The sequence below is a fragment of the Shewanella sp. HL-SH8 genome, from assembly GCF_051165765.1.
Classification (GTDB): Bacteria; Pseudomonadota; Gammaproteobacteria; order Enterobacterales; family Shewanellaceae; genus Shewanella; species Shewanella glacialimarina.
Window position 1 is genome coordinate 4,029,454 of the sequence record NZ_CP195039.1, and the last position, 12,754, is coordinate 4,042,207.

At 42.4% G+C, this 12,754-nt stretch carries 5 protein-coding genes; 3 read left to right on the plus strand and 2 right to left on the minus strand.

The features are described from left to right. The first annotated feature begins 123 nt into the window (after positions 1-123). A complete protein-coding gene (locus ACRWQN_RS17885) occupies positions 124-1,932 on the plus strand; it encodes a protein kinase domain-containing protein (RefSeq protein ID WP_434939206.1) in 1,809 nt (602 codons plus the stop codon). Positions 1,933-1,990: 58 nt separating this feature from the next. On the opposite strand, the gene ACRWQN_RS17890 is transcribed toward ACRWQN_RS17885, so the two are convergent. Together ACRWQN_RS17890 and ACRWQN_RS17895 are read right to left on the minus strand one after the other, a co-directional pair. Next, positions 1,991-4,390, minus strand: a complete 2,400-nt coding sequence (locus tag ACRWQN_RS17890) for a zinc-dependent metalloprotease (protein ID WP_434939207.1) — start codon at positions 4,388-4,390, stop codon at positions 1,991-1,993. Between the two features lie 66 nt (positions 4,391-4,456). After that, a complete protein-coding gene (locus tag ACRWQN_RS17895) occupies positions 4,457-8,167 on the minus strand; it encodes a response regulator (RefSeq protein WP_434939208.1) in 3,711 nt (1,236 codons plus the stop codon). Between the two features lie 638 nt (positions 8,168-8,805). Between ACRWQN_RS17895 and rapA the strand changes: the two genes are divergently transcribed. Beyond that, positions 8,806-11,709 carry an RNA polymerase-associated protein RapA gene (rapA, locus tag ACRWQN_RS17900; protein WP_434939209.1) on the plus strand — a complete coding sequence of 968 codons (2,904 nt, stop codon included), beginning with the start codon at positions 8,806-8,808 and terminating at the stop codon, positions 11,707-11,709. Between the two features lie 211 nt (positions 11,710-11,920). Then, positions 11,921-12,739, plus strand: coding sequence for a DUF3530 family protein (locus tag ACRWQN_RS17905; protein ID WP_434939210.1), 819 nt, complete (start codon positions 11,921-11,923; stop codon positions 12,737-12,739). Positions 12,740-12,754 lie beyond the last annotated feature (15 nt).

Here is a 12,754-nt window from a genome sequence, read left to right on the forward strand (position 1 = left end):
TCAAGGGCAAAAGTAAGTTGATACAGGTCAAGGTTTACTTAACCGATAAAATTAGTTAGGAAGCGCTTGAAGTCAGGCTGAGATAAGGCTTAAATAACCTAAGCAGTTTTAAGGGGATATCATTTGCAAACGCCACAACTACAGCACTTTTATATCAATGAAGAACAATCGATTTATTTGCTTAAGGCAAATGATGCCCGCAAACATAAAGCCTGGGTCAGATTATGTAAGCAGCAGCTGATCAAGCTTGGCTACTCAACAATAGAATTTATTGGTAAAGGTGCTTATGGCTTTGTGTTTGCAGGAATAAACAGTGTGGGTGATTCACACGTGTTTAAATTTTCCCGTCTGACGTTACCGCAAAATATTCAAGACAGGCTCGAAGAAGAAGCCTATATGCTTAGCCTAGTGAAACATCCTAATGTGCCCGCCGCAATCAAGTTTGAACGCGTAGGCAAGCAAGGTATTTTAGTGATGGAGCGCGCTAAAGGAGAAGATTTAGATAAAATCTGCCTGCGCATGGGGGCATTGCCAGCATCAATGATAGTCAGCATAGCCCGCCAGCTTGCCAATATTTTGTATTATCTACGTAAAGGCAAACCCTTTGTCCACGGTGATATTAAACCATCGAATTTAGTGTATGACATTGAAAGTGATAACCTGTCGCTAATTGATTGGGGCTCGGCTGTATTTGCACAGCGCGATGAATTTAATCGTCCTGTGGATGATAATGTGATGTCGCTAATGTCTAGCGATCAGCACCAGACAAATGCCCGCATGGGTGATGTCTACTTTATCGGCGAAGATCAGCTCAGTGGCGCGCTTTCTTCAGCACGATTTGATGAACAAGGTGTGGCGGGCACCTTATATGCACTTGCTTCAGGGCAAAGCAGTCGCTTTGGTACTAAAGTTATCCCCGCCACAAGTATTGGTCTGCCGATTGAGCTAGCGAAAACCTTAGACGGTATGTTAAGCAACGATCCTGTAATGAGAGCCCGTGCTGGCGATTACTTTTTAAAAAGTATGCGTCACAACCATCGTATGCACTTACCCAATATCCCATATCTGCCAACTAAATCTGAAATTCCGGTTTGGCTTCAACCACGCCCAAGAGTAATTGAAACCGTCAGCTATAGCTCGCGTAAATCATTTTTAAAAGAACATAATAGCCATGAACACATTGCAGATATTGACGATGTGCAGGTCGATAAATACTATCGAAATTTTATGGTTGGCATGGCAGATACTGAAAAAGGATTTATTGCGGCTGTCGGGCGTTTGGCTCAATACTCAATCGTCGGTGGACTGGCAATACACTGGCAGCCAACGGGGGTTTACATTGATTCCAACTTAGCAACCTATGACCCTAGTCATAAAACGGCGTTAACACTTGCGGTGAATAACATGGTCACTATGGCGCGGGGCATTAAACGTATTGGGGTATTTAAAGCCTGCTTTTTTAATGCCAAAGACACACTGCATATCGAACGTAGTAATCCTGATATGCCCTTTGAAATAACAGGTGAAATGCAATTACCTTTTGAAGTTGGTGATGTGCCCTTACTGGAGGATAAATCTCGCCTGCATTCCTATTTTGAAGATGGTAAAGATCCAGAAGAAAACCTCGAACTTCCCGCAGAAATAATGACAGAATTAGGCTGGCTCAACCAAATTCATCACACTGGCTGTATTATTTTTGAAGCACTTCCGACTCACTTAAAAATCCATAGCTATTTACGACTACTTAATCCACGCAAACAAGCTGCATTCAGGGCTTCGCTCGATAGAATTATTGCTAATGCAGATAAAATTCAAGGTCATGGGATCAGTGGTTTTATGAAGTTACCTTATAAGAATACCCGTCAGTTTTCACATTTAGATAAGAAACCTGACCTGTTTTACCCTAAAAACCCCAAGGAACTGACCACATAAAAAAGCCCTGAAGATATCTTCAGGGCTTTTACGTTAAGCAACTTAGCTAACAGGAAGCTTAAATAGGTGAGCCAGGTGGCATAATAAGTGGCTTAGCAATTAATTTGTATTCCGGTGTTTGCAGGCTTTTCTCAATACCTTGATATAGCCAATCGTAATGCGCTGCTTGATACTCACTTGCACGGGTACTACGGCGCTTTAATTGCTTCACGGTAAAGCCAAGTTTAGCGAATAACTGGGCTTTAACTTCACTGGCAGTATCTTGGTGATGATATGCAGCTAACATGCCTTCAACCACAACGGCATTGACCCGCATATTAATGCCTAGCTGTGTTTCCCTTGATAATTCTTGATATAAGGTCGCCCCTATCAGCTTATCTAATATATCTACCACAGAGAGCTGTTCAGTATCTTGCATATAAGCTTGGTTAACACGATTTAGTCGCTCTGGTGACAATAACTGCGCCACAATATGCCGACTCATGACTTCTGCCATCCCTAATGGATCGCTCACAACACCCATATTGCCATTAAAGCTTTCACGGGTTTTACGATAATTTCCAGCTTTGGGTACTAAAGCGTGCAGTACATTATCAGGTATCGCTAAACTCTGGGGCGATAAGCCTGCTACTAATGCATCCAGTGCCGCATGTTGCTTTGCTGGCGCCGCAAAAAACCAGCGCAGCCCTGAGCCTAATTGCTGGTAGTTATAATCAGTGCCGCCAATCCATTTAGCCGCCGCTTCTATCTGATAACGGGTTAATAAATACATAGGCACAAACACATCTGCCAACTCACCTTTAGGCTCATCTTTGAGTAACGCCTCGCCATTAAATTGGGTAATAGCATGGCGACGCACGGCTTCTAAGCGAGACAATTCAGCAATAGCATCATTGCCGTTATCCCATAGACTTGCATAAATATGGCTTGCACCGTTTCCACGAGAGTCTGCTTCGCCAATATACCGATAGCCTTTAGTTAACGCTTGATTAAGCAGTTTATCTTGATTAGCCGCAGCACCATAGCCAAACGCGACGGTATATTTATCCCACTCGCCTATGCCCTCTGAATACGGGTTATCAATCGCGATGGCGTTATTTTCTAAACGCACATATGGGTGGGGATAATCCATCACCGACGCATTATCATTCGTTGATGCGGCAAAGTTATGATCAAAGCCTAATGTGTGGCCTATTTCATGGGCCGACAATTGACGAATTCGCGCTAAAGAAAGTGCCATAGCAGCATCTGCAGCAGCTTGTCTATCTGGCCAGTCGGCGGTTAACCCTCTGGCAATAAGGTGATCTTGCTTAACCCTTAAACTACCTAAAGTGACATGACCCTTAATAATTTCACCAGTACGCGGATCGGTGACAGCTGCCCCATATGACCAACCACGCGTGGCGCGATGCACCCATTGGATCATGTTATAACGCACATCTTGTGGATCCGCGCCCTCTGGTAGCATCGCCACTTTAAAACCATTAATAAAACCAGCTTCATTAAAGGCTTCTTCCCACCAGCGCGCACCCTCTAACAATGCAGTTCTAATCGGTTCAGGCACACCGGGGTCGAGATAATAGATAATAGGTTTAATGACTTCACTTGGGGCATCGCCCGGTGTCACTTTCTCAAGGCGGTGCCTTAATAAATAACGCTGCACCAACGGCTCATCTACCTTAACGGAGTAATCTGCATACTCGTCAGATAAATAACCACTCATAGGATGATATGCGCGGGCTTGGTAACCCGCTTCGGGCAGCTGAATAAATGAGTAACGCATCCGCACCGACATAAACTTACCATCGGGGGTAACCTCGGCAACTTGCTTGCCAGCTTGTTGAGCTTTAAAAGTCAGGTTAACGTCAACATCGGCATTTTGTGCAAAGGATTTTATATTATCGGGCATGATCACCGACAACTGGCTATCAAGGCTGTAAGCACCTTGTTCTGTGTCGGCTAATACATCCGATACGCCGTGTAAGTCGTTAATGACCAGATCATTAATCGACACTAACGCTTTTTTGCCTGGCAGTAATTTTCCACGCCACAAAATAGATTCAGCAAAGGCCTGTTTGACAGACTGCTGCTCGGCTACATTATCGCTACTGGCTCGAAAGTAAGTATTCAATTGTTTTAATACAATATAGGGACCATGCTGCTCAAACTGCACCATACGAGTGCGGCCAAGCTGGCCTCTATCCAAACCAATGTCGTTTGAACCAACCCCATGGGGCAAACTGGTTAACAGTAAAAAAGGCTGATTTAACTTGTTGGCTTGTAGATACAATTGACCGTCGGTGCTATCGTAATAAAAATTAACAAAACCTTGAGCCACTTGGCTTTGCTTAATGACTGTTTCGGCCGTCGCAGCCAATGCTGGGCTAGATAAAGTTGTTAGCGATAATGTAGGGCTGATGGCAAGCATTATCGCCAATGAAAGATGGCGTCGATTCATGTCAAATTCCTTGTAAAAATCCTTTAAAAAAAACATACAATCCGTTGCTACTCAATACACGCCAGATCACATCTTATTGTTATTATTCTTATATTCAATCCAGTGAGATAAGGTATCGAATAACTCATTCAATACGATTGGTTTGGTAATATGGGCATTCATGCCAGCCGCTAAGCTTTTTTCACGGTCACCCGACATCGCATGTGCCGTCATTGCAATAATCGGTAATTGTTCCGGACTGTAACGTTTACGCAGCTCTTTTGAAGCGGTTAAACCATCCATAACGGGCATTTGAATATCCATTAATACGGCGTCAAATGCTCGGGTATCAATTAAATCTAATGCTATTTGGCCATTGTCAGCCATCACCACTTCATAACCAGCACTTTTTAATAATTCTGATGCCACTTGCTGGTTAATAAAGTTATCCTCAACTAACAACACTAATCCTGATTGTTGTTCTTGAATATCTTCTTTGGGAACAGACTGTACATTGAGTTTTGGTTCTTTGGCAAACGCCCCAATAATTTCATCAAACAAGACTGATGCCTTAAAGGGCTTTTGTAAAATGGCATGTACATTTCTATCGGCAACATCCTTGGTTAGAGGTTCTGCACTGTAGGCTGTCATCAATATGATCACCGGACGTTTTGCTAAGCGACCATCTGCCACCATTTCATCAACTTTAGTTAGTACTTCCAACCCGCCCATTTCAGGCATCATCCAATCCAATAAAATCAGATCCACGGGTTGTCTAGCCAAACAATCTAATGCTTGCTGTCCACTTGAAGCGGTGCGAACACCAAAGCTGAAGTCTTTCATTAATGCTGAGTAAATTTGCAATGCGCTGGGGTTATCATCGACTACTAATGTGGTTAAATTATTCAACTGTTCAGGTACTATTAACGGCTCGACTATGTTTTCTTCAGCAATTTCAAAACTGATGGTAAAGCTGAAAATACTGCCTTGATCCACTTCTGACGATACCTGCATAGTACCGCCCATCATAGAAACAAGGTGTTTGCTGATCGACAAACCTAATCCGGTGCCACCATATTTTCGGGTAGTTGAACCATCGGCCTGGGCAAATGCATCAAATAGTTTTGATTGCTGTTCTTTACTAATGCCTATTCCAGTGTCTCGAACCCAGAACTTTAAGGTAATGCGATGATCACGCTCGCCAACATCTTCACAGCCCAGCTCAATTTCACCATTTTGGGTAAATTTAACAGCATTTGATAATAAGTTAACTAATATCTGCCCCAGACGCAGTGGATCTCCATTTAGAATAAGTCCAGCGGTAACAGGTGCATAGAGTAATAATTCAACGCCTTTTTCTTGTGCTTTAATGGCATTCATATCCAGCACATGATCCAGTACCTTGTCTAACGGAAACGCGACTCGCTCTAGCTCTAACTTACCGGCTTCGATTTTAGAAAAATCGAGAATATCATTGATAATTCGTAACAAAGATTGGGCCGAGAAGCCCGCTTTACTGAGATAATCTTCTTGCTGAATGGTCAGGCTAGTACGTTGTGCTAGCTGTAACATACCAATAATCGCGTTCATTGGGGTGCGAATTTCATGGCTCATGTTAGCCAAAAATTCACTTTTATACATGTTAGCTAATTCAGCATCTTGCTTAGCTTCCAGCAAGGCCACTTCATTACTTTTTTGACGGGTGATATCTTTATGAGTACCAAGCATACGTTTAGTTTGGCCTGACTCCAAAAACTCTACCGCACGACCACGTGATAACAACCAATGGTATTCACCCAGCTTACCTTTCATCCTAAATTCAATTTCATAGGCATCGGTAGGGTCAAGTAAGTATTGGCTACGATATTCCTGCACTCGGTCACGGTCATCTGGATGAGTCAATCCGTCAATGGATGATAATAAAGCAGGGAACTCATTGGGTTCATAGCCCAACATAGAATAAAATGCTGGGTTACAAATAATTTGTTCTGAGTCGATATACCAATCCCACAAACCATCTTCAACCGCATCCATCGCCATGTGATAACGCTCTTCTGATAAGCGTAATTGCTCTGCTGATTCATACTCGCGGGTAATATCTCGCCAAATAGAAATCAGACCCAGCAATTCATTGCGGCGATTATAAAATGGCAGTTTAAAGGCATTCAATAGTACCGGTTTTCCGGCTATTTCAATTCGCTCTTTATATTGCAGTGGTTTTTTGTCGTCTAAGATTTTTTTATCTTCGGCTAAAATGCGCTTACCTTGTTCAGGGCTAGTAAAATCACAGGTAGTTAAGCCAATAATATCACTTTCATTCACACCTAACATACGCTCGGCTGACTTGTTACAGCCAAGATACTTACCTTCTTTATCTTTAAAGACAATGGCTTCTGGCAATGAATCAATAAGCGACCTTAATAAGGCAAATTCACGTTCACGGCGCTCAGTGGTATCACGTAAACGCTGAGTACGGCTGGCGACTAAGTTATCGAGACGTTTATTTTGCTCAGCAAGATGGCGCGTGTATTGTTTGTTTTCTTCAAAAATACGACTGACCAGTAAAAACCACGGCTCCCACCCAGGACTGATGACTTCTGGAGGCTGTATCGGTGACTGGGAACACGCCTCTAAATGGGTCAGTAACTTTGATGCAGGGCTAACGAACGCACGGCGGGTTTGCCAATGCACAATGGTCACTAGCACCGAAAGCGCTAACACAACCAGGATAAAAGTCAGTTGTAACTTTTCCCATGAATCTTGAAAAAGCGCGCCTTCCTCTTGAATATACAATAATCGCCACGGTGCATTATGTAATGCAACCGAATGAATATAATGATTATTACGTAATATGCCTTCATGGGCGTCAAACAGTTCAGATTCTGATAAGGAATGTAATTCTGCAGGAATACGCTGACTGATATGATAAACGCGATTCATTTCATTGGAGTCAAAATCACTGTGGGATAAAATATTATTTTGTTGATCCAATAAAATGACCGTCCCCGGCATTTTGAAGTAGGTACGTATTTGTTTTGCCAGTGATGCCAAGGTCATGTCGAGGTTAATTGTGCCGATAAACTCATCTTCAAGATAAACCGGTAGACCTAAGGTAGTAAGCAAGCCTTGCTCGACACCATCAACATAAGCCGGACTCCAAAACGCATTTCGCTGTGGATTTAATTCAGGGGTGGCTAATTGGAATTGCTGCTTATTAAGCTGCTCTTCCCTGAAGCGTTGATCAGAACTGCTCCAAGGAAAGTACGACATCATTTTTCGCTTAGATACATAATAAATAGACGAAGCTTTTGGTGCGGCTTCTTTAGCTACGGGAAATGATAGTGATAACTCAAACAGCATTTCTAATTCTTGATAAAACTTCTCACTGCGACCATCAAGCGAGCCCATGCCTGTGATGCGCCCCATATTGGTAAAAGGTTCACCACTTTTAACATAGTTAGGCTCTAAACTAAAAAACTGTCCATCGGCATTGAATTTTTCATATTGAGGTAGACGATCTTTGCGCACTTGCTCGCCTAGGCGAAGATGATCAACCGCCACATCTCGTAAGCTTTTTACCGCACGAATACTGGACTCTAATAATAAATCGATTTGCAACACATGCCGTGCAACTTGATCTTCACGCTGTTCAATTTGCACCTCTTTCTGGCGTTCATAAAAAATGGCCGCAGAAATAAGTGACATGACAATCACACCAATATAAGTGTAAAAAACCGCGCGATTATAATTACGTTGAATAGGTGATTTTAGCTGTAAATCAGGCTCTGTTGGTTTCATTCCGTACCTTTGGTGACAGCGCACCCTTTGCGGTAGCACAAGTGTCGGCGCATTATCAAAAAGTAGCTTAATACGCACAATAAACAAGACAAAGACCATATTATCAGGAACATAATCTCAATCACATGAATAAATCTAAATCCGCTTTCTGTGACTTGGTTAATTGGCACTCGTAATCACTTTATAACTATCTGCAATCTACCATTACATAACATTAAATCGAGTAAGATATACTGATTTAGTTTATCCATTGCAAGTAACTAAACGATGTCAATCTCAGCAAAGAACCATAAATTAACTATATGATTTAATTTATATTTAAAACATAATCCTCCTCATCAAATCGCATTCAAAGTAAAAATAAAACATATAGCATCAAACATTCATCTTTCAATAAGTTTATATCTGTGGCCGCGTAAAATTGAATTGCACTAATTCGTTCTTGGCATATCACACAGTGACAATCTATTTAGCCCCGTTTTCACGGTATTTTTTGAGCACTTAATAAGCCACTTGCTGCTGTTAGCAGGTTAATTTTAAAATAACCGCCTAATTAAGTGCTAAAATTTTATATCTGGGTGGGTTTGAGATAATATACGCCCCCTTTTTGTTTCCCGCTTTAAACATGAGAGTTGAAGATGCCGTTTGCTTTAGGTCAACGCTGGATCAGTGATACCGAGTCAGAACTAGGATTAGGCACAGTAGTGCAAGTTGAAGGCCGGATGGTCACATTATTATTTCCTGCCACAGGAGAGAACCGGATGTTCTCCCGTGCTGAAGCACCTCTAACAAGGGTCATTTTTAATCCTGGTGACTGCATTGAAAGCGGTGATGGCTGGAAGCTGACCGTTGAAGAAATTGAAGAAAAAAATCAAATTGTGGTATATCACGGGATCCACAGCGACACCCAAGAAAAGGTCAGTTTAAGGGAAACATTACTGAGCCATAACATTCGTTTTAATAAGCCACAAGACCGCTTGTTTGCGGGTCAAATTGATCGCTTAGAACGTTTTGGTGTGCGCTACCAATGTCAATTATTACGCCATAAGCTGGCCACCTCTGATTTACTAGGTTTACAAGGTCCACGTGTAGGGTTAATTGCACATCAACAATGGATAGCTCATGAAGTAGGTCGTCGTTATGCACCTAGAGTATTACTTGCCGATGAAGTCGGCTTAGGTAAAACCATTGAAGCAGGGTTAATCATCCACCAACAATTACTAACCGGTCGTGCTGAACGCATTCTAGTGATAGTGCCAGATACTTTACGCCACCAATGGTTAGTAGAAATGCTGCGCCGCTTTAACCTCAGGTTTTCAGTATTTGATGAAGATCGCTGTGTTGAAGCTTATGCCGATAACGATAATCCTTTTTATACTGAACAATTAGTGATTTGTTCGCTTGAATTATTGCGTAAAAAGAAACGTCTTGAGCAAGCATTAGATGCCGATTGGGATTTGTTAGTGGTCGATGAAGCTCACCATTTAGAATGGTCTGAAGACGCCCCTAGTCGCGCATATAAAATAGTTGAAGCATTAAGTGAAGTTGTACCAGGGGTGTTATTACTCACAGCAACACCGGATCAACTGGGTCACCAAAGTCACTTTGCTCGTTTACGTCTACTCGATCCCGATCGTTTTTATGATTACGACGCTTTCTTAAGCGAAGAAAACAGCTATAAAGATGTTGCCGATGCAGCCCAAGCTTTGGCGTCTAATGATAATTTAAGTCAGGATGCAATCAACAGCTTAACTGAGTTATTGTCAGAGAAAGACATCGAGCCTAACATTCGATTAATTCAAGCAACTGGTGTTGATGAAACACAACAACAAGAAGCCCGTGACGAGTTGTTACAAGAATTATTAGACCGTCATGGCACTGGCCGCGTACTGTACCGTAACAGCCGCGCCTCAGTAAAAGGCTTCCCACAGCGTCATTTTAATCCTTATCCGCAAACGATGCCGGAACAATATGTTACTGCTCAGCGCGTGAATGACATGATGGGCGGCGCTAAAACACCTGAAGCCAAGGCATTACAGGCGTTAAGCCCTGAAAAACTTTATCAAGCCTTTGAAAACGACAGCTCATGGTGGAAGTTTGACCCACGCGTTGACTGGTTAATTGATTTCCTCAAAAGTCACCGCAGTAAAAAAGTACTGATTATTGCCAGCTTAGCTGAAACTGCATTAAGCCTTGAAGAAGCCCTACGTACCCGTGAAGGCATTCAGGCAACAGTATTCCATGAAGGTATGTCAATTATTGAGCGCGATAAAGCCGGTGCTTACTTTGCCCAGGAAGACGGCGGTGCTCAGGCGCTTATTTGTTCTGAAATCGGATCTGAAGGACGCAACTTCCAATTTGCCAGTCATTTAGTGTTATTTGATTTACCGCTTAACCCAGATTTACTCGAGCAACGCATTGGCCGTTTAGATCGTATTGGGCAGAAGAATGACATTCAAATTCATTTGCCTTACTTAGCGGGAACAGCTCAGGAACGCCTGATGCGTTGGTATCATGATGGATTAAATTCATTTGAACTCACCTGCCCAAGTGGACATGTATTATTTAATCAGTTTGCTGAAGAGTTAACTCAAGTGTTGGCCAATGACGACGAAGAGGCACTTACACTGCTACTGAATCACACTAAGCAGCAATATCAGCAACTGAAAAAATCAATGGAACAAGGTCGAGATAAGCTATTAGAAATCAACTCACACGGTGGTGAGCGCGCTAATGCGTTGATTAAACGCCTAGCGGACAATGATAGCAGTACCGACCTTATTGGCAGTGTCATCCGCCTATGGGACATTATTGGCGTTGACCAAGAAGATTGCGGCGAAAACACTATTGTCTTGCGTCCAAGCGAGCACATGTTATATCCAACTTATCCAGGTTTACCTGAAGATGGTGTCACTGTGACGTTCGATCGTGAAACTGCATTGTCACGCGATGACATAGCCTTTATCTCGCAGGAACATCCTATCGTACAAACGGGTTTAGATTTAATTACCGGTTCAGAAACAGGCACAACCAGTGTTGCGGTATTAAAAAACAAAGCTTTGCCTGCTGGAACCTTATTTTTAGAACTGATTTATATGGCCGATGCTTCGGCACCAAAATCGACTCAGTTATACCGTTATATGCCACCTACCCCTATCCGCATTTTACTGGATAAGAGTGGCAACAATATGTCGGACAAAGTCGATTATAAAAGCTTTGATAAACAACTTAGTGCAGTTAATCGTCATATTGCCAGCAAGCTTGTTAATGCTTCTCAGCCAATATTGCACCCTTTGTTTGCCCACGGTGAAGGCCATGCAAAAGCGGTGTTATCTGAATTAGTACTCAACGCTAAAGATAAAATGAGTCATCAGCTTGGTGGCGAGTTAAACCGTCTTGAGGCGCTTAAAGCGGTTAACCCTAATATCCGCGATGCTGAACTGGATTACATCCGTAACCAAATAGCAGAGTTGAATGAATATATTGATGACAGCCAGCTGCAACTTGATGCAATACGCATGGTATTAGTGAGCCACGTGTAAACACACCTAACACCTATTTAAATAAATCTATTTGAATAGGCATAGAAAAGAAGCACATGCCCCGTTAAAAGGCATGTGCTTCTTTTTTAAATCCATTAAGCTATTATTGGTATGACAAGTTTGTACCCTAGCTGGTTTATAACATAAATAAGAAGAGGTTAATTTGAGCTCATTACGTACTTGGTATTATTTATTGTTAAGCGTGTTGTTAATGTCCACAGCTGTTTTAGCGCAACCTTCATTTGCCCCAACTCCCGCCGCTGAAATAAAAAAAATCACCGTAGAAGCAAAAGAAATAGATGTATTAGTCAGACCCTGGAGTGGTAAACAGCAATTTGGCTTAGCTATCATCATAGGGCCGTCAGACAGCCAGGCGGAAAGCATGGGACTGGTGGGTTTTTTACGCCATGAACTCAATGCTAAGGGCTGGGCTACCATCAGTTTAACCCCACCAAAAGGGTTATATAGACCTAATTTCACCACAGAAAGTGAACAAATAAAAAAAGCCGGTGACGCGCAACTCAGCCTACCCGCACAACAAGCCGTACCTAAATATAACTCAGCACAACTCCTCGAATTACGTAATTTTCAGCAAGCTAACCTCACTGAAGCATTAAATCAATTAACCGCGATTGGCCAGCCATACCCAGGCGCAAAAATTATCATCGCTTTTGATGACAGTGCAGGCATGGTCACCCACTTACTTTTTGAAAAGAAAATACCAAGCCCTGAGCTGCTAATTTTAGTGAACCCCTACCGAGAGTATGAAGACTTAATAGAAGAGTCGAGTCAACGTAAACAAATAGCTGAACAATTGGTGATGATGTCTATTCCGGTGTTAGATTTAGTTTCACCTGACTCCCACCCTCTAGCACAAGCGAATGCACCTGCGCGCAAGCAATACAACCAAGTCAAACCCATTAAATACTATCGCCAGTATCAATTAGACTTAACTTTAGCTAACTCGAGTGGTTGGCAAGAAGCACTTGAAAGAATTGAAGGATTTTCAAGAAGCGTTATCGGCCGATAACGCTTATGGCAAATA

Bases quoted from the DNA above. Each gene is read 5' to 3' on its own strand.
- ACRWQN_RS17895 (WP_434939208.1), bottom strand. From the start codon at position 8,167: ATGAAACCAACAGAGCCTGATTTACAGCTAAAATCACCTATTCAACGT.
- ACRWQN_RS17890 (WP_434939207.1), bottom strand. From the start codon at position 4,390: ATGAATCGACGCCATCTTTCATTGGCGATAATGCTTGCCATCAGCCCT.
- rapA (WP_434939209.1), top strand. From the start codon at position 8,806: ATGCCGTTTGCTTTAGGTCAACGCTGGATCAGTGATACCGAGTCAGAA.
- ACRWQN_RS17905 (WP_434939210.1), top strand. From the start codon at position 11,921: ATGTCCACAGCTGTTTTAGCGCAACCTTCATTTGCCCCAACTCCCGCC.